Annotated in this window: 15 protein-coding genes and 1 tRNA gene; 8 read left to right on the forward strand and 8 right to left on the reverse strand. The window is 66.6% G+C overall.

Features of this window, described 5'->3' with window-relative positions:
* Positions 1 to 10 precede the first annotated feature (10 nt).
* The 8 genes from AC3FJ6_RS16365 to AC3FJ6_RS16400 all read right to left on the reverse strand — a co-directional run bounded on the left by AC3FJ6_RS16365 (position 11) and on the right by AC3FJ6_RS16400 (position 7,743).
* On the reverse strand, positions 11 to 595 hold the full coding sequence (locus AC3FJ6_RS16365; RefSeq protein ID WP_488772871.1) for an NUDIX hydrolase: 585 nt from the start codon (positions 593 to 595) through the stop codon (positions 11 to 13).
* 217 nt (positions 596 to 812) lie between these two features.
* A tRNA-Met gene (locus AC3FJ6_RS16370) sits at positions 813 to 889 on the reverse strand.
* A 139-nt stretch (positions 890 to 1,028) separates the two neighbouring features.
* Positions 1,029 to 1,787 (reverse strand): RES family NAD+ phosphorylase, encoded by a 759-nt coding sequence (locus tag AC3FJ6_RS16375; protein WP_488772872.1) that lies wholly within the window; start codon positions 1,785 to 1,787, stop codon positions 1,029 to 1,031.
* Complete coding sequence (locus tag AC3FJ6_RS16380; RefSeq protein ID WP_153948099.1) at positions 1,747 to 2,136, reverse strand: MbcA/ParS/Xre antitoxin family protein; 390 nt, start codon at positions 2,134 to 2,136, stop codon at positions 1,747 to 1,749. Before AC3FJ6_RS16380 ends, AC3FJ6_RS16375 begins: the two co-directional genes overlap by 41 nt.
* 90 nt (positions 2,137 to 2,226) lie before the next feature.
* On the reverse strand, positions 2,227 to 3,486 hold the full coding sequence (boxA, locus tag AC3FJ6_RS16385; protein ID WP_488772873.1) for a benzoyl-CoA 2,3-epoxidase subunit BoxA: 1,260 nt from the start codon (positions 3,484 to 3,486) through the stop codon (positions 2,227 to 2,229).
* A gap of 22 nt (positions 3,487 to 3,508) precedes the next feature.
* A complete protein-coding gene (boxB, locus tag AC3FJ6_RS16390; protein ID WP_153948101.1) occupies positions 3,509 to 4,933 on the reverse strand; it encodes a benzoyl-CoA 2,3-epoxidase subunit BoxB in 1,425 nt (474 codons plus the stop codon).
* Positions 4,934 to 4,974: 41 nt separating this feature from the next.
* Positions 4,975 to 6,651: a 2,3-epoxybenzoyl-CoA dihydrolase gene (boxC, locus tag AC3FJ6_RS16395; protein ID WP_488772874.1), complete on the reverse strand. Its 1,677-nt coding sequence runs from the start codon at positions 6,649 to 6,651 to the stop codon at positions 4,975 to 4,977.
* 135 nt (positions 6,652 to 6,786) lie between these two features.
* Positions 6,787 to 7,743, reverse strand: a complete 957-nt coding sequence (locus tag AC3FJ6_RS16400) for a helix-turn-helix transcriptional regulator (RefSeq protein WP_488772875.1) — start codon at positions 7,741 to 7,743, stop codon at positions 6,787 to 6,789.
* A 248-nt stretch (positions 7,744 to 7,991) separates the two neighbouring features.
* Between AC3FJ6_RS16400 and AC3FJ6_RS16405 the strand changes: the two genes are divergently transcribed.
* The 8 genes from AC3FJ6_RS16405 to AC3FJ6_RS16440 all read left to right on the forward strand — a co-directional run bounded on the left by AC3FJ6_RS16405 (position 7,992) and on the right by AC3FJ6_RS16440 (position 17,692).
* Positions 7,992 to 9,704, forward strand: coding sequence for a benzoate-CoA ligase family protein (locus tag AC3FJ6_RS16405; RefSeq protein WP_488772876.1), 1,713 nt, complete (start codon positions 7,992 to 7,994; stop codon positions 9,702 to 9,704).
* A gap of 72 nt (positions 9,705 to 9,776) precedes the next feature.
* On the forward strand, positions 9,777 to 10,592 hold the full coding sequence (locus AC3FJ6_RS16410; RefSeq protein WP_488772877.1) for an alpha/beta fold hydrolase: 816 nt from the start codon (positions 9,777 to 9,779) through the stop codon (positions 10,590 to 10,592).
* 76 nt (positions 10,593 to 10,668) lie between these two features.
* Entirely contained in the window at positions 10,669 to 11,886 is a 1,218-nt protein-coding gene (locus AC3FJ6_RS16415; RefSeq protein ID WP_488772878.1) for an ABC transporter substrate-binding protein, read from the forward strand.
* 76 nt (positions 11,887 to 11,962) lie between these two features.
* Complete coding sequence (locus tag AC3FJ6_RS16420) at positions 11,963 to 12,829, forward strand: branched-chain amino acid ABC transporter permease (RefSeq protein ID WP_066738371.1); 867 nt, start codon at positions 11,963 to 11,965, stop codon at positions 12,827 to 12,829.
* Positions 12,830 to 12,842: 13 nt separating this feature from the next.
* Complete coding sequence (locus tag AC3FJ6_RS16425) at positions 12,843 to 13,907, forward strand: branched-chain amino acid ABC transporter permease (protein WP_488772879.1); 1,065 nt, start codon at positions 12,843 to 12,845, stop codon at positions 13,905 to 13,907.
* A complete protein-coding gene (locus tag AC3FJ6_RS16430; protein ID WP_488772880.1) occupies positions 13,904 to 14,695 on the forward strand; it encodes an ABC transporter ATP-binding protein in 792 nt (263 codons plus the stop codon). Before AC3FJ6_RS16425 ends, AC3FJ6_RS16430 begins: the two co-directional genes overlap by 4 nt.
* Positions 14,692 to 15,408: an ABC transporter ATP-binding protein gene (locus AC3FJ6_RS16435; RefSeq protein WP_153948110.1), complete on the forward strand. Its 717-nt coding sequence runs from the start codon at positions 14,692 to 14,694 to the stop codon at positions 15,406 to 15,408. The genes AC3FJ6_RS16430 and AC3FJ6_RS16435 overlap by 4 nt, the downstream gene beginning before the upstream one ends.
* 382 nt (positions 15,409 to 15,790) lie before the next feature.
* Complete coding sequence (locus AC3FJ6_RS16440) at positions 15,791 to 17,692, forward strand: potassium transporter Kup (RefSeq protein ID WP_400392952.1); 1,902 nt, start codon at positions 15,791 to 15,793, stop codon at positions 17,690 to 17,692.
* The last annotated feature ends 5 nt before the right edge of the window (positions 17,693 to 17,697 follow it).

Raw genomic sequence — 17,697 nt, forward strand, 5'->3', positions numbered from 1 at the left:
TGGGTCGCGGTTACGGTGTGACGGTGGCGCGGCTGGTCAGCGGCCGCATCGGCTTGTCGATATCGAGCGTGTGCAGACGGAAGTCGCCGGCGGCGATCCTGCCTGCGGCGCGGTCGGCAAAGAAGCAGCGGAGCGTGTGGATCACGGTCGGGAAGGCCAGGTCGTCCCACGGCACGTCGGCTTCATCGACGAGCTTGACCTCCAGGCTTTCTTCGCCCGGGGCGATGTCCAGGTCGTTCAGTTTGGCCAGGTAGAACATATGCACCTGATGCACATGCGGCACGTTGAGCATCGAGAACAGCTCGCCCACTTCCACGCGTGCGCCGGCTTCTTCGAGCGTCTCGCGAGACGCAGCCTGGGCCGTAGTTTCGCCAATTTCCATGAAGCCAGCGGGCAAGGTCCAGAATCCGTAGCGCGGCTCGATGGCGCGCTTGCAGATCAGGATCTTGTCTTCCCAGACCGGAATCGTGCCCACGACGTTGCGCGGGTTGACGTAGTGGATGGTGCCGCAGTTATCGCACATGCTGCGCGGGCGGTTGTCGCCTTCGGGCACGCGCAGCACAACCGCATGACCACAGTTCGAGCAGAATTTCATGGGAGGCGTCCGGGAAGAATGGGGGCAAGTGTATCACCGCGCCGGAGACTCGCTTTGGCGGCTGCGTGATGTCCCGCCCCCAACGCGCTTATGGTGCGCAGATGGTGCACCGCGCCTGACATGCAGCGTGGCGGGGCCGGGATGCGAAACAAAAAACCCGCCGGTTTGGCGGGTTTGCTGTGTGACTGCTTGACGGTTCCGATCCATGATGATCGGTTGGTTGCGGGGGCAGGATTTGAACCTGCGACCTTCGGGTTATGAGCCCGACGAGCTGCCAGACTGCTCCACCCCGCGTCCGTCGAAGCTGTGATTATAGGTGACCTGTTTTCGCATTGCAACAGAAACTTAAAAGTTCTGCGATGGCAGCCCATCAGGCGCATGCATGCTGCACCTGACCTGCCTGATCTATTGGAGCGTTTTCGCGGCGGGGCGTTCAGGCCGGTGGGGGATATTCACTTGTGCGATGCGGCGGCCAGCGGGTACTTTCGAATTCGAAGCTGTCGCGCTGTCGCAGGTCATCGCGTTGCCAGATCACGCGGTCGTGGCGCACCGTGAGCATCCACGTGGTGGTGGCCAGCGGTTGTGGCGGGTCGAACGCGCGCGGCGTCAGCACGGCCACGCCGATGCCTGGCTCGGAATCGCGCACCGACGTGTAGCGGATCAGGCCGACACCGGCTTCCCGGGCAATGCGCGCGAAGGCCTGGCAGGGACCGTATTCGCCCGGGTGCATCCACTGCGCGGCGTCCTGCGCGAAGGGCAGGACGTCCAGTGCCACGCCATCGCTGCGGACACCCACCTGGAACAGCGTCTGTGCGCGTGCATCGATGCGGGGCAGGGCGGGGCAGTCCATCAGGAAGCGCCAGCGCCAGTAGCCCAGTTCGGCGCAGGCGGTACGGATCGATTCCGCGCCGTAGAACACGCCGGGGTCCTGGCCACCCCGGAAGCGCGAGCCCCATTCGGTGGTCGGATAGCGGAATGGCGTGAAGATCAGGTAGTGCAGGGCGCGTGCGTCGGGGGGGACGACGGGTTTGCCGGCATCGATCACCGCTTCCAGGACGGCCTGCTCTTCGAGGGTGTCAACCAGGGGCATGGTCGAGACAACATGCTGGGCTTCAACGGCCCGCCAGAGCGTGAGCGCGAACAGCTTGCGCTCAGATGCGACCGCGGGTGGCGTCCAGGTAGTGAACGACACGAACGAGGCCCTCGGTGGTGCGGATCAGCTCCAGCGGCTTGCCGCCAAGCGCGATGTTGTCGTGGGTCAGCCAGAGTCGCGCCTGCTCCTCATGGCCGAGGATAGCGTCCAGCGACCGGAACAGGCGGACGAACAGGACGGCGAATTCCCATTCCTTGCGATGCGTGTCGAGCACATAGCCGCCGGAGGCCATGCGGGATACCGACGCGGTGCTGATGCCGAGCACGCTGGCGACGATGGCCTGGCTGATGCCCAGGAAGCCGGCCGCGCGCATCACTGCCTTGGTCAGCGTCACGCCGGCGTCAGGGCTGCCGGCGGGCGCAGTCTCGGGGATCTGCCTCGATTGCATCGCCTATCGTCTCCTGTTTCTTGAGAAACATTATAGGCGGCAGGTTTCAGTTGGGAAGTCGCAAATCGAGCCCGTTCCGGACACTCCCGGTCAATAGGTTTCGATGTGCAGCCGGCCTTCGGCGCGCAGGCGGGTCTCGACCTCGGCCCACGACAGCCCCGCCGTCGCGCATACCTCGGAAAATGCCTCAAGCACGCCTTCCTCCATGCCCTTGAGCCCGCAGATGTAGACGTAGCCATGCGGGTCGCCAAGCAGTGCGGCGACATTGGCGCCGGCGTCGCGTATCGCATCCTGCACATAGCGGCGGGGCACCTCGGGGTCGCGCGACAACGCGAAGTGGATGTCCAGGAAATCCTTGGGCAGCTTCAGCAGCGGGCCGAAGTACGGCAGTTCGCGCCGGTTGCGGGCGCCGAAGAACAGCAGGCGGCGGCCGGTGAAGTGGTTCATGTTGCGCCGCATCCGCTCCGTCATGGCGCGCATCGGGGCCGATCCCGTCCCGGTGCAGACCATCATGACGCTGGCCTCGCGGTGGTTCGGCATCAGGAACGTGTTGCCGAACGGGCCGACGACCTGCACTGTGTCGCCCTTGCTCAGGTCACACAGAAAATTGGAGGCCACGCCACTGACCGGATTACCGTCGTGGTCGGTGTCCACGCGCTTCACGGTCAGCGCCAGGTTGTTGTAGCCGGGGCGCTCGCCATCGCGCGGACTGGCCACCGAGTACATGCGGATGTAATGGGGCTTGCCTGACGCATCGGTGCCAGGCGGGATGATGCCGATGGCCTGGCCTTCCAGCACCGGAAAGAACTGATTGCCGAAGTCCAGCACGATATGGTGGATATCGCTCGACGCATCGGCCTCGGTCAACCGGTAGTTGCCGGCCACCGTGGCGGTCAAGGGTTCGCGGACCCCATGAAGGTTGACGTACGGATGTGCCGCCGACCACGGCGCCTTGGGCGAGGTATGGCGGCTGGTTTCCACGGCCTGCATCGTCACCGGCTTGCTCGATGCCACGGCCTCGCCAATTGCCTGGTCGGCGGCTGCCGCGGCGTCGATGGCGGCATCGATCACCGCATCGGTCAGGGGTACCTCGGCGGGCAGTTCGTCCCAGCCCAGCTGCGCCTCGATCGTGTAGGCCTGCCCCTTGAACATGGTGCGCCAGTTGTCGATGGCGCCGGTGGGGCAGGGCGACAGGCATGCGCCGCAGCCGTTGCAGACGTCGGCCTTGACCACGTAGTTGCGGTCGTCGTGGGTGATGGCATCGATCGGGCAGGTGTCTTCGCAGGTGTTGCAGCGAATGCAGATTTCCGGATCGATCAGATGTTGCTTGATGATGTCGGCGGCGCCCATGATCGTCGGTTCCTTCGCAAATTCAGTTGAAGCGGACGTATTCGAAGTCCACCGGCTGGCGGTTGATGCCGATGGCGGGCGGGGCGATCCAGTTGGCGAACTTGCCCGGCTCGACGACCCGGCCCATCAGCGATGCCACGTACCTGCGGTCCGCGTCGGTGGCCAGCCACTTGTCCTTGTTGGCGTGCCACTCGGCTTCGCCGATCACATCGCCGGTGGGCGACACATGCAGGTTTGCGAACGTGCCGATCTTGCGGTTGAACGCCTTGTGCGGCACCGTCAGCCGGAACGGAATGCCGGCTTTCTCGATCACCTTGTTCCAGCGCGCCACCCCGCCCACGGAATCCTTGATGTAGTCGTCCCGCAGCACCTCGTTCAGCGCGTTGAGCATCGGCACCTCGCGCTCGGCCAGCTTGCCGTCCCGGACTTCCAGGATACGGTACACGTCCCCCTTGAGCACGTGATCGTCGGCGCGCTTGCCTTCCTCGAAGCGGCCCTTGAGGCCGGCGCTGTAGAACGTGGCGGCGTTGGACGACTGGTCCGCGCCGAACAGGTCGATCGTCACGCTGTAGTGGAAATTCAGATAACGCTGGATGGTTTCCAGGTCGATCACGCCGGCGGCGCGCACGTCGGCCGGGTCCTGGATGTCGCGCTCGCGCATGACCTCGCAGGTGCGCTGGATCACGCGCGACACACCCGATTCCCCCACGAACATGTGGTGGGCTTCCTCGGTCAGCATGAAGCGCGTGGTGCGCGCCAGCGGATCGAAGCCTGATTCGGCCAGCGCGCAAAGCTGGAACTTGCCGTCGCGGTCGGTGAAGTACGTGAACATGAAGAACGACAGCCAGTCGGGCGTGCGTTCGTTGAAGGCGCCCAGGATGCGCGGGTTGTCCTCGTCGCCGGAGCGTCGGCCCAGCAGCGCCTCGGCTTCCTCGCGGCCGTCGCGGCCGAAGTGGCGGTGCAGCAGGTACACCATGGCCCACAGGTGGCGCCCTTCCTCCACATTGACCTGGAACAGGTTGCGCAGGTCATAGAGCGATGGCGCGGTCAGGCCCAGGTGGCGCTGCTGCTCCACCGACGCGGGCTCGGTGTCGCCCTGCGTGACGATGATGCGCCGCAGGTTGGCGCGGTGCTCGCCGGGCACTTCCTGCCAGGCCGCCTCGCCCTTGTGCTCGCCGAAGTGGATCTTGCGCTCGGCATCTGCTGGTTGCAGGAAGATGCCCCAGCGGTAGTCCGGCATCTTCACGTGGTCAAAGTGCGCCCAGCCCGACGGGTCCACCGACACCGCCGTGCGCAGATAGACATCGAAATTGTGCGAGCCGTCCGGACCCATGTCACGCCACCAGTCCAGGAAGGCCGGCTGCCAGTGTTCCAGTGCGCGCTGGAGCGTGCGGTCTTCCGAAAGGTTGACGTTGTTCGGAATCTTCTGGCTGTAGTCGATGCTCATCGCGGTCTCCATTTATCGTTGTCAGGGGTGGCGGGCGGCGGTCAGACCCGGTCCCAGTCGAAGCGTGCCTTGTTGCCGGTGCCGAAGACCTTGAGCGCCCCGTGCTCGCCCACGGCGTTGGGGCGGTTGAAGATCCAGTTCTGCCAGGCCGTGAGCCGGCCGAAGATCCGCGTTTCCATGGTCTCGTGGCCCCCGAAGCGCAGGTTGGCCTCCAGGCCGGTCAGCGCATCGGGCGACAGGCTTGCGCGTTCCTCGATGGCGATGCGGATCTCGTCTTCCCAGTCGATATCGTCCAGCGCGGCCGTGACCAGCCCCAGCGCCTCGGCCGCAGGGCCGTCGAGCGGCTGGCCCGCCTGCGCGCGCACGGCGGCCAGCGCATCGGATTCTTCATAGAACCGTGCGGCGATGCGCGTCAGCCCGTTCGGCATCGGATATCGGCCAAAATTGGCGGCGTCGGCATGCAGGTGCGGGGCCTCGCCGGGAGCATCCGGCATATGCAGCATGTAGGTGCGGTCGGCGGCCAGCGCCAGTTCCAGCAGCGTGCCGGCAAAGCACGAACCCGGTTCCACCAGCGCGAACAGGCTGCGCGAGGATACATCCAGCCGTGCCAGCGTCCGGCGCAGCATGCCGATGGTCTCGCGCACGAACCAGTGGCTGGCGTGGGCCTCCATCAGGGCATCGGCGGCCAGCACCTGCGCGGCGTCGCCCGTGGTCTTCAGGATCCACATGCCGATGTCGAGGTGGTTGGCGCGCAGGGTCAGGATGGCGTCGTCGAGCTCGCGGGCCATCTTCAGCGGCCACCACTGTGCGCCGGCGGCGACGATGCTCGCCACGTCCGTGGGCGCTTCGCCGGTGGGGGCGCTCACGGTGATCGTGGCGTGGCGCGCGTCGCGGTCGATGTCGACGCGCACGGTGTCATAGCGATAGCCGGTGTCGCTGGTCTGGCGCGCCAGCGGCGTCAGCGCCACGCCGGCCTCGCCGGCGGGCCGGTCGCTTTGCGCGGCCAGTGCCTGCGCGCGTTCGCGCACGTGTTCGGTGAAGCGGGCGGGCTTGACCACATCGTCCACCAGGCGCCAGTCCTTGGCGCGCTGGCCGCGCACGCCTTCGGTGGTCAGGCAGAAGATGTCGGCGTGGTCGCGGCGCACGCGGCGCTTGTCGGTCACGCGTGTCAGCCCGCCGGTGCCGGGCAACACGCCCAGCAGCGGCACCTCGGGCAGGCTCACGGCCGACGAGCGGTCGTCGATCAGCACGATTTCGTCGCAGGCCAGCGCCAGTTCATAGCCGCCGCCGGCGGTGGTGCCGTTGCAGGCCGCGATGAACCTGATGCCGGAGTGGCGGCTGGCATCCTCGATGCCGTTGCGCGTTTCGTTGGTGAACTTGCAGAAGTTCACCTTCCAGGCATGGCTGGATTTGCCCAGCATGAAGATATTGGCGCCCGAGCAGAAGATGCGGTCCTTCGCGCTGGTGAGCACCACGGTGCGGACTTCCGGATGTTCGAAGCGGATGCGCTGCAGCGCGTCGTGCAGTTCAATATCCACGCCCAGGTCGTAGGAATTGAGTTTCAGCGTGTACCCGGGCCGCAGGCCGCCGTCCTCGTCGACGTCCATGGCCAGCGTGGCAATCGGGCCATCAAACGTGAGCTTCCAGTGGCGATACTGGTCGGGATGGCGCTCGAAGGTCACCGGGGCAGGGGCGGGCGTGGCGGTATCCGTCGACATGGGGGCGTCTCCTTGATGCACTATAGTTCCGTATCGTTTGCGATGAAATATAGTGCATCGCCACGGACGATGCAAGCCCCGCACGCGCTGGAAATCTTCCCGTTGGCCCCCGACCGTCCGCGGCGGCAGGCAGGTCTAGTGGCGAAGCTGGCGCAGTTGGGCCTGGAGCGCCTGCAGCGACGACGCGGCGTCCTGGCCGCTGGTGTCGATCGACACGTCCGCGCGCGAATAGAGCGGGGTGCGCGCCTGCAGGATGCGGCGCAGGTCGGTCATGGCTTCGCGGTTGCCTTCCATCGGGCGCATGTCGCCCTGGGCGACCACGCGTGCCATATGTTCCTCCGGCGACGTCCGTACCCAGACTGTCAGGCACCGCGACAGCAGCAGGTTGAAGGTGGCGGGTTCCGATACCAGGCTGCCCGGCGTAGCCAGCACCATCGTGTCGTGCTCGCGCAGCACACGTTCGAGCGCGCGCATTTCATAGCGCCGGTAGGCCGCCTGGCCATAGAGCGAGTGGATCTCTGACAGGCTGGCGCCGGCCTCCTGCTCGATCGCCACGTTCAGTTCGACGAACGGCATGCCTTCGGCGGCCGCCAGCGCGCGGCCGATCGTGGATTTGCCGGCGCCGCGCAGCCCGATCAGCGCAATGCGGCGATGCCGCGCGTCGCGCGATTCCGCTGGCGACAACGCTTGCTGCGCCGCCTCGCGCACGCGCGCCAGATCGCTGGCGGGCAGTTGTGCCAGCCATTGCACCAGTTGCGAGAATTCGGCGGCCGCGGGGTCGCCGTGCCCGGTGGCGTGGCCGTCCACCTCGGCCAGTACCACGGGCAGCGGCACGTCCAGCGCGCGAGCAACCTGGCGCAGCAACAGCACCGAGGCATTGCCGGTGCCGGTTTCCAGATTGGCCAGGTAGCGTTCCGAGACATCGGCGCCGCGTGCCAGGTCCTTGCGCGACATCCCGCGCGCCGCGCGCAACGAACGGATGCGTTCGCCAAGCTGCGTCAGATAGGGGTCGCGCTCGCCCGTGGCGCGGGGCTCCGCGCGCGGGTCGGCGCGGTCGTCAGGAGGCAGGAGCGTGTCGGGGTCGCGACGCATGCTGGTATGGAGAATGGTCCGTTGGATCGGGCGACGCATTATACGGACACGGCATGCGTGCGAGTGCATGGTCGCTTCGGCTATATAGTGCATACCCTTGCTTGCATAATAGTCGATATGAAATAAAATGCATCGACATCACGGCGGCGCTGCGCGTGGCTGTCGGTACAAGAAGACAAACTGCTGGAAGCCATACCGGACCGCGTGCTGTGGCTGGCGACGATCCGGGTGGTCAGAGGAGTGGAGACATGACGCCCCCGATCCCTAGCACCGCGGCTGCCGGCACGGCAGCGCAGGCGGTGTCCCCGGCTGTATCCCCGGCTGCATCGATGGCATCGGCTGGCGAGGCGCCCGGCTCGGCAACCGCGACGGCCGCCTTCGCCGTGACCGCGCTGCCCGCCCGCTACAACGCCGCCGACGACCTGCTCGCGCGCCACCGGCAGGCCGGGCGGGGCGGCAAGCTCGCCTATATCGACGACACCACGACGCTGACCTTTGCCGAACTGGACGATCGCTGCCGCCGCTTTGCCGGCGCGCTGCACCGGGCCGGGTTCCGCCGCGAGGAGCGCGTCCTGCTGTGCGCGCTCGATACGATCGACTTTCCCACGGTATTTCTGGGCTGCCTGCTGGCTGGCGTGGTGCCGGTGGCCGTCAACACCCTGCTGACGGTCGACGACTACGCGTACATGCTGGCGCACAGCGGCGCCCGGGCCGTGGTGGTGTCGGCGCCGCTGCTCGGCACGATGCAGGCCGCCATCGACAAGGCCGGGCTTGCGCCCGACGTGATCGTGGCCGCGCCCGGGACGGCGCCGATGGCCGACGCACCGGGCCCCACCGTCGCCAGCATGGTGGCCGGTGCCGATCCCGCGCCCACCGTAGCCGCCACGGGCCCCGACGACATGGCGTTCTGGCTGTATTCGTCGGGCTCGACGGGCCGCCCCAAGGGCACGGTCCATACCCACGGCAACCTGTTCCACACGGCCGATCTGTACGGGCGCCGGGTGCTGGGCATCCGCGAAGACGACGTGGTGTTCTCGGCCGCCAAGCTGTTCTTTGCCTATGGGCTGGGCAATGCGCTGACGTTTCCGCTGTCGGTGGGGGCCACCACGGTGCTGATGGCCGAGCGGCCGACGCCCCAGGCGGTATTCCAGCGCCTTGTCAAGCATCGGCCGACCGTCTTCTGCGGGGTGCCGACGCTGTTCGCGGGCATGCTGGCCGCCCCCGACCTGCCGCCGCGCGCCGATGTGGCGATGCGGGTCTGCACATCGGCCGGCGAGGCGCTGCCGCGCGATATCGGCGACCGTTTCCTGGGGCATTTCGGCTGCGACATTCTCGACGGCATCGGCTCCACCGAGATGCTGCACATCTTCCTGTCGAACCGGCCGGGCGAAGTGCGCTACGGAACCACGGGCCGCCCGGTGCCGGGCTATGAACTGAAGCTGCTCGACGAACAGGGCGAGCCGTGCGCGCCGGGCGAAATTGGCGACCTGTTTATCAAGGGGCCGTCGGCCGCGCTGATGTACTGGTGCAATCGCGACAAGAGCCGCGATACCTTCGTGGGCGCCTGGACGCGCAGCGGCGACAAGTATGTCTGCGATGCCGACGGCTACTACACCTACGCGGGCCGCAGCGACGACATGCTGAAGGTCGGTGGCATCTATGTGTCGCCGTTCGAGGTGGAGGCCGTGCTGGCCCAGCATCCGGCGGTACTGGAGGCGGCCGTGATCGGCGTGCCCGATGGCGACGACCTGATCAAGCCGAAGGCCTTCGTGGTGCTGCGCCCGGGCCAGCAATGGCACGACGGCATGGCCGCCGAACTGCAGGCTTTCGTCAAGGCCAAGCTGGCGCCGTACAAGTATCCGCGGCAGATCGAATGCGTGGACGAGTTGCCGAAGACGGCCACCGGCAAGATTCAGCGATTCCGCTTGCGCCAGCGCGAGGAAGCCGCGCGGCAGTCGTGAGGTATCGTTGACGGCGTGTGACCGGGCAGTCGGCCTGGCGGGCGCGGGCAGGCGTGGTGAAGGGGTAGTGACATGGGTAGCGAACTGGTTCGGATTCCGTTCGACGGGCGGCAGATCGACGTCGAGTACCAATGGCTGAGGCCGGCACGCACGCGGCGGCCGCTGGTGGTGTTCCTGCACGAGGGACTGGGCTCGATCAGCATGTGGCGCGACTTTCCGCGCCAGTTCTGCGACGCCGGCGATTTCCGGGGCCTGGTGTTCTCGCGCTACGGCTACGGGCGTTCCTCCGCGCGGCCGCATGATGAAAAATGGGGTGTCGATTTCATGCACCGCCAGGCTCGCGAGGCGTTGCCGGCGCTGTTCGATGCGCTGGGCATCGGCCCCGGCCGCCAGCATGGCAGGCCGTGGATGCTGGGCCACAGCGACGGCGGGTCGATCGCGCTGATCTACGCGGCAAGCTTTCCTGATGACGTGGACGGCCTGACCGTGCTGGCGCCCCACATCTTTGTCGAGGACCTGTCGGTGCGCAGCATCGCCACCACGCGCGATACCTACCGGCACACCGATCTGCGCGCCCGCCTGGCGCGCCACCATGCCGACGTCGATTCGGCGTTCTGGGGCTGGAACGATATCTGGCTCAACCCGGAATTTCGCCATTTCGACCTGCGCCCGTTGCTGGACGGCATCCGCTGCCCGGTGCTGGCCGTGCAGGGCGAGGACGACGAGTACGGCACCATGGCCCAGATCGAGGGTATCCAGCGATATGCCCCGCAAACGGTACTGCTTAAACTCGCGCGCTGTGGGCATTCGCCGCACCGTGACCAGGCGGGTGCATTGACGGCGGCGACCGCGGCGTTTATAACGGCAAATACTTCAATCCTAAAATAATTGGCGGCGACAGCCGGGCCGGCACCGGTCCGGTGCGCGCGGCGCCACCGGCTTCAGACCACCAGGAGGAGATTCCATGCATCGCAATGCATTGCGCAGGCTGCTGCACGCGCGTCGTCTGTCTGTCGTCACCTTGGCCGCCAGCGCGCTGCTGGCCACCGGCGGCGCCGCCCTGGCCCAGACCGCGCCGGCCGCCCCGGCCGGTGGCAAGGTCAAGGTCGGCTTCATGCTGCCGTACACGGGCACCTATGCGGCGCTGGGCACGGCCATCGAGAACGGCTTCCGGATGTATGTGCAGCAGCAGGGCGGCAAGCTGGGCGGGCGCGACGTGGAGTACTTCAAGGTGGACGATGAATCGGATCCGGCCAAGGCACCGGAAAACGCCACCAAGCTGATCCGGCGCGATCAGGTGGATGTGGTGGTCGGCACCGTGCATTCGGGCGTGCAGATGGGCATCGTCAAGGTGGCCAAGGAAAACAACACGCTGCTGATCATCCCCAATGCGGGCGTGGACGAAGCCACGGGCCCGCTGTGCGGCCCCAATATCTTCCGGTCGTCGTTCTCGAACTGGCAGCCCGGCTATGCCATGGGCCACGTGCTGGCCGATCGTGGCATGAAGAAGGTGGTCACGCTCACCTGGAAGTACGCGGCCGGCGAGCAGTCGGTCAAGGGCTTCAAGGAGGCCTTCGAGGCCAAGGGCGGCAAGGTGGTCAAGGAACTGAGCCTGCCGTTCCCGAACGTCGAGTTCCAGGCGCTGATCACCGAAGTGGCGTCGCTCAAGCCGGACGCCGTGTTCGTGTTCTTTGCCGGCGGCGGTGCGGTCAAGTTCGTCAAGGACTGGCAGGCAGCCGGGCTGAAGGACAAGATCCCGCTCTACGGTTCGGGCTTCCTGACCGATGGCACGCTGGAGGCGCAGGGCGCCGCCGCCCAGGGGCTGGAGACCACGCTGCACTACGCCGATGGCCTGAACAACGCGCGCGACAAGGCCTTCCGCCTGGACTACGCCAAGACCTACAAGCTGCAGCCGGACGTCTACGCGGTGCAGGGCTACGACGCCGCACAGCTGCTGGCCGCCGGCGCCAACGCGGTGAAGGGCGACATGACGCGCAAGCCGGACATCATCAAGGCCATGGAAGCGGCCAGGGTGGACAGCCCGCGCGGCGCGTTCACGTTGTCGAAGGCACACAACCCGGTGCAGGACTTCTACCTTCGCCGCGTGGATGGCCGCGAGAACAAGGTCAGCGCCGTGGCAGTGAAGGCGCTGGCCGATCCGGCGCGCGGCTGCCGCATCTGAACCGGCGCGGCCACAGGCGTTCCGCCCAGCCACCCACGGCACCCACGACCCACCATACGGCACGGCCGGTTTCACGATGGACATCGTTTCCTTCCTCATCCAGTGCCTGAACAGCGTGCAGTACGGCCTGCTGCTGTTCCTGGTGGCCAGCGGGCTGACGCTGATCTTCGGCATCATGGGCGTGATCAACCTGGCCCATGGCAGCTTCTACATGCTGGGGGCCTACCTGGCGTTCACGCTGGCCAGCCTGACCGGCAACCTGTTTATCGCGCTGCCGCTGGGCATCGTGCTGGCCGTGCTGTTCGGCTACCTGCTCGAATGGGCGTTCTTCAGCTACCTGTACCAGCGTGACCACCTGCAGCAGGTGCTGATGACGTACGGGCTGATCCTGGTCTTCGAGGAACTGCGCAGCATCCTGGTGGGCGACGACGTCCATGGCGTGCCGGTGCCCGCGCTGCTGGACGGGGCCCTGCCGATCGGCAACGACATGACCTATCCGGTGTACCGGCTGTTCATTTCGGCGGTCTGCCTGCTCGTGGCAGGCGCGATGTACTACGTGATCCGCCGCACGCGGGTGGGCATGATGATCCGCGCCGGCGCCACCAACCGCGAGATGGTGCAGTCGCTCGGCATCAATGTGACGGTGCTGTACCGCTTCGTGTTCGCGCTGGGCGTGGCGCTGGCCGTGCTGGCGGGGATGATCGCGTCGCCGGTGTCGTCGGTGTACCCGGGCATGGGCGGGCAGGTGCTGATCATCTGCTTCGTGGTGGTGGTGATTGGCGGAATCGGGTCGGTCAAGGGGGCGCTGGTGGCCTCGCTGCTGATCGGCTTTGTCGACACGTTCGGCAAGGTGTTCTGGCAGGACGCCGCCGGCGTGCTGGTGTACCTGCTGATGGCCGTGATCCTGCTGTGGAAGCCGCAAGGGCTGTTCCGCGCGGGTTGAGCAGGAAGGGAACATGCAAACCGACATCTCGACAACCGCGCCCCAGGCAGTGCGGCGCCCCGCGTGGCTGGCCGCGCTGGGCTGGGCCATCGCGCTGGCCGTGCTGTGCGCCGCGCCGCTGGTGCTGACCGCCGACAGCCACAAGTACTACATCGAGCTGCTCAGCAAGGTGATGATCATGGCGATCTTCGCGCTGTCGCTGCAGTTGCTGATCGGCTACACCGGGCTGGTGAGCCTTGGACACGCGGCGTATTTCGCCATGGCGGCCTATGCCACCGCCATGCTGGCGCCCCAGAGCGGCGCGGGCAACGGCTGGCTGCTGTTGCTGGGCGCGGTGGGCGCGGCGGGCGCGCTGGCCCTGGTGGTGGGTACGCTGGTGCTGCGCACGCGCGGCATCTACTTCATCATGGTCACGCTGGCCTTTGCCCAGATGGTGTATTTCGTGTTCCACGACACCAAGATCGCCGGGGGCAGCGATGGCACCTATATCTACTTCCGGCCCGAATTCGGCCTGTTCTCGGAACTGCCGCTCACGGTGAACGATCCGGTGCGCTTCTACTGGCTGGTGCTGGCCGCGCTGGTGCTGACCGTGGCGCTGCTGGCGTTGCTGCTGCGCTCGCGTTTCGGCCACGCGCTGGTGGGCATTCGCCATAACGAGCAGCGCATGCGCGCGGCCGGCTTTGGCACCTATCGCTATCAGCTGGGCGCCTTCGTGGCGGGCGGCATGCTGGCCGGGCTGGCGGGATTCCTGTATGCGATCCAGTTCGGCTTCGTGAACCCGGAGATTGCGTCGTGGCACCAGTCGGGCAATGCCATGCTGATGGTGATCCTGGGCGGCGTGGGCAGCCTGGCCGGGGCCGTGCTGGGAGCGTTCTCGTTCGTGCTGCTGGCCGAGTGGTTCGGCACGCTGACCCGGCACTGGCAACTGCTGATGGGCGGCTTCATCATCGTCGCGGTGGCGCTGCTGCCGCGCGGGCTGGTGAGCGTGCCGGCGATGCTGCGCCAGCGTGGGCCGCGCCGCGCGCGCCGCCATGCCGGCGCGGCGGACCCCAACGCGCAGAGCCGGGAGGCCGTATGAACCATTCCACATCGGCGCCGGTGATGCAGGCCGAGATGCTGTCGCGCCGCTTTGGCGGCCTGACGGCGGTCAACCAGGTGGACCTGTCGCTGCACCTCAATGAAATCCACGCCGTGATCGGTACGAACGGCGCCGGCAAGTCGACGCTGATCAACCTGCTGTCCGGCGAGCTGCCGCCGTCCGAAGGCCGGCTCTATCTGCAGGGGCACGAGGTCACCGGCTGGGCGCAACCAAGGCTGGCGCGCCACGGGGTGGGGCGCAGCTACCAGCGCAACAATATCTTCCTGCCGCTGACCGTGCGCGAGAACTGCCGGCTGGCCGCCCAGTCGCGCGCCCAGCGTGCGTGGCGGCTATGGGAATCCGCTCAAGGCTGCCGCACCAGCCGGGCGCTGGCCGACGAGGCGCTGGAGCGCGCGGGGCTGGCGCAGCATGCGGGCCGCGTGGCCAGCGAACTGGCCCACGGCCAGAAGCGGCAGCTGGAAGTGGCGATGTGCCTGGCCACCGAGCCCGTGGCGCTGCTGCTGGACGAACCGCTGGCCGGCATGGGTGCCGAGGAATCGGCCCGCATGCTCGACCTGCTGCGCGGCCTGCGCGAAGGGCACGCGATCCTGCTGGTCGAACACGACATGGAGGCCGTGTTCGCCGTGGCCGACCGCATCACGGTCATGGTCAACGGCACGGTCATCGCATCGGGCGATCCGGCCAGCATCCGCGCCAATCGCGAGGTACAGCTGGCCTACCTGGGCGAAGAGGACGAGATGGGCCAGCGGCAGGAGGCCGGCGCATGAGCACCAACGCCATCATCGACGCCAGCGGCGTCAACGCCTGGTATGGATCGAGCCACGTGCTGCGTGGCATCGACTTCCATGTCAACGCGGGCGAGACCGTCGGGCTGCTGGGCCGCAACGGCATGGGCAAGAGCACGCTGCTGCGTACGCTGCTGGGCCATGTCCGCGAACGCGCCGGTACGATCCGCGTGGCTGGCCGCGAGATGTCGCGCGCCCGGCCGCACGAGGTGGCCCGGCTTGGCATCGCCTACGTCCCAGAAGGGCGTGGCATTTTTCCGAATCTGAGCGTGCGCGAGAACCTGGTGATGGCGGCGCGGGCCGGCTGCGGCGGCCGCAAGGACTGGGACGAGGCACGCGTGCTCGACCTGTTTCCGCGACTCAAGGAACGGCTATCCCATGGTGGGCAGCAACTGTCCGGCGGCGAGCAGCAGATGCTGTCGATCGGCCGCGCGCTGATGACCAACCCCGACTGCCTGATCCTGGATGAGGCTACCGAGGGGCTGGCGCCGCGCATCGTCCACGAGATCTGGAACGTGATTGCCACCGTGCGGGGGACCGGCATCGCGTCGATCGTGGTCGATCGCAATTACCGGGCGGTGCTGTCGCATGCCGACCGCGTGGTCGTCCTCGAAAAAGGGCAGGTGGTCATGGCGGGGCCCGCCGCCAGCCTGGCCGCCACGCCGGCGGCGCTGGACCGCTACCTGGGCGTCTGACCGTCCGACGCCTGTTTGAAAAAGTAACGTATCAGACATTTGGTGTCGTGCCGTCACAACGTGCCGAGGGTGGGTGATCCCACGGTGCCGGCATCGGCGGGGCTTGACCATGCCCGGCTTCTTTCCCATGCTTGATCGGTCGTGCCCCGTGACGTCGGCATTTCCATAGTGGTCGCCGCACGACACTTCATCTAGAATGCGCGCGTTTGTGCATCGCAATAGAAACTGAGAAGGCCAACACGCCCCATCGGGGACCGGAGCCGCTAGCGTGAGAGAAATCGTGCCTGATGAAGCACTTTGGAGGGACTGTCCGTCTGGCGCCATGCCAGGGCAGCCAAAGGCAGGCACGGGAGGCGCGAGCCGGTTCACCTGACCCAATTCCATGACCCAATCCGCAACCACCAGCCATTATTTCGTCGAAAGCCAGAGCACCCGTGCGCTCGTGATCGGCGCGATCGGCGTCGTCTTTGGCGACATCGGTACCAGCCCCCTGTATTCGCTGAAGGAGTGTTTCAGCAAGGACCACGGCATCCCGTTCAGCCCCGAAGCGGTGCTGGGCATCATCTCGCTGCTGTTCTGGGCGATGATCGTCGTCGTGTCGATCAAGTACGTGCTCTTTGTGATGCGCGCCGACAACAACGGCGAGGGCGGCGTGCTGGCGCTGATGGCGCTGGCGCTGCGAACCGCGGCCCCAAGGTCGCGCATGGCCCGGCTGATCATGATGTCAGCCATTTTCGGCGCCTGCATGTTCTATGGCGATGCGGTGATCACGCCGGCCATCTCGGTGCTGTCGGCCGTGGAAGGGCTGGAGATTGCCGCGCCGGCGCTGTCGCACTTCGTGATCCCGATCACGCTGTCCATCCTGTGCGTGCTGTTCTTTATCCAGCGCCACGGCACCAGCGCCGTGGGCAAGCTGTTCGGGCCGATCATGGTGGTGTGGTTCCTGGCGCTGGGCGGGCTGGGCATCCTGCATCTGGTGCAGGCGCCGGACATCCTCAAGGCCATCAATCCCTGGTACGGCATTTCGTTCCTGATCGAGCACTCGCTGCTGGCGTTCATCGTGCTGGGCAGCGTGTTCCTGGTCCTGACGGGCGCCGAGGCCCTGTATATCGACATGGGCCACTTCGGCGCCAAGCCCATCCGCTATGGCTGGTTCGCCCTGGTGATGCCCTGCCTGATGCTGAACTACTTCGGCCAGGGCGCGCTGCTGCTGGGCAATCCGCAAGCCATCGAGAATCCGTTCTACCTGATGGTGCCGGAAATGCTGCAGTTGCCGATGGTGCTGCTGGCCACGGCGGCCACGGTGATCGCGTCGCAGGCGGTCATCTCGGGCGCGTTCTCGCTGACCAGCCAGGCCATCCAGCTGGGATTCCTGCCGCGCATGCGCATCCTGTACACGTCGGCGGCGGAAATCGGCCAGATCTACCTGCCCGTGATCAACTGGGCGCTGCTGGTGCTGGTGATCGCCGTGGTGCTGTCGTTCCGCAAGTCGGAAAACCTGGCCGCCGCCTACGGCATTGCGGTAACCACGACGATGCTGATCACGACGTTCCTGGCGGTCATCGTCATGCGCCGGTTCTGGAAGTGGAACCGGGTGCTGGTGACGCTGCTTGGCGCATCGTTCCTGATCGTAGACCTGTCGTTTTTCGCGGCCAACCTGCTCAAGGTGGCCGAAGGCGGCTGGTTCCCGCTGCTGATGGGCAGCACGGCGTTCTTCCTGCTGATGACCTGGCACAGCGGCCGCAAGCTGCTGCGCGCGCGCAGCCTCGAAGACGGCATTCCGCTGGAGCCGTTCATCGCCGGCCTGCTGGCCCATCCGCCGCATCGCGTGGAAGGCACGGCGGTGTTCCTGACCGGCAGTACCGAATCGGTGCCGGTGTCGCTGCTGCACAACCTCAAGCACAACCGCGTGCTGCACGAGCGCGTGGTGTTCCTGAGCTTTGTCACGCGTGACATTCCGTACGTGGACGACGACCACCGCCTGACCTGCAAGGACCTGGGCGGCGGCGTGTTCATCCTGGCGTCGGAGTACGGCTTCAAGGAAACGCCAGACGTGAACCGCGTGCTCGACCTGGCGCAGCGCAAGCTCGACATGCACTTCGAACTGATGGAGACCTCGTTCTTCATCGCGCGCGAGACGGTGATTCCGTCCAAGCTGCCCGGCATGTCGATGTGGCGTGAGCGGCTCTTTGCCTGGATGCATCAGAACGGCGCCAAGCCGTCAGACTTCTTCTCGATTCCGGCCAACCGGGTGGTGGAGCTGGGTACCAAGGTAGAAATCTGAGCCGG

Source organism: Cupriavidus sp. 94F1, assembly GCF_057798875.1.

Bases quoted from the DNA above. Each gene is read 5' to 3' on its own strand.
- AC3FJ6_RS16365 (WP_488772871.1), bottom strand. From the start codon at position 595: ATGAAATTCTGCTCGAACTGTGGTCATGCGGTTGTGCTGCGCGTGCCC.
- AC3FJ6_RS16380 (WP_153948099.1), bottom strand. From the start codon at position 2,136: ATGCAATCGAGGCAGATCCCCGAGACTGCGCCCGCCGGCAGCCCTGAC.
- boxA (WP_488772873.1), bottom strand. From the start codon at position 3,486: ATGGGCGCCGCCGACATCATCAAGCAACATCTGATCGATCCGGAAATC.
- boxB (WP_153948101.1), bottom strand. From the start codon at position 4,933: ATGAGCATCGACTACAGCCAGAAGATTCCGAACAACGTCAACCTTTCG.
- boxC (WP_488772874.1), bottom strand. From the start codon at position 6,651: ATGTCGACGGATACCGCCACGCCCGCCCCTGCCCCGGTGACCTTCGAG.
- AC3FJ6_RS16400 (WP_488772875.1), bottom strand. From the start codon at position 7,743: ATGCGTCGCGACCCCGACACGCTCCTGCCTCCTGACGACCGCGCCGAC.
- AC3FJ6_RS16405 (WP_488772876.1), top strand. From the start codon at position 7,992: ATGACGCCCCCGATCCCTAGCACCGCGGCTGCCGGCACGGCAGCGCAG.
- AC3FJ6_RS16410 (WP_488772877.1), top strand. From the start codon at position 9,777: ATGGGTAGCGAACTGGTTCGGATTCCGTTCGACGGGCGGCAGATCGAC.
- AC3FJ6_RS16415 (WP_488772878.1), top strand. From the start codon at position 10,669: ATGCATCGCAATGCATTGCGCAGGCTGCTGCACGCGCGTCGTCTGTCT.
- AC3FJ6_RS16420 (WP_066738371.1), top strand. From the start codon at position 11,963: ATGGACATCGTTTCCTTCCTCATCCAGTGCCTGAACAGCGTGCAGTAC.
- AC3FJ6_RS16425 (WP_488772879.1), top strand. From the start codon at position 12,843: ATGCAAACCGACATCTCGACAACCGCGCCCCAGGCAGTGCGGCGCCCC.
- AC3FJ6_RS16430 (WP_488772880.1), top strand. From the start codon at position 13,904: ATGAACCATTCCACATCGGCGCCGGTGATGCAGGCCGAGATGCTGTCG.
- AC3FJ6_RS16435 (WP_153948110.1), top strand. From the start codon at position 14,692: ATGAGCACCAACGCCATCATCGACGCCAGCGGCGTCAACGCCTGGTAT.
- AC3FJ6_RS16440 (WP_400392952.1), top strand. From the start codon at position 15,791: ATGACCCAATCCGCAACCACCAGCCATTATTTCGTCGAAAGCCAGAGC.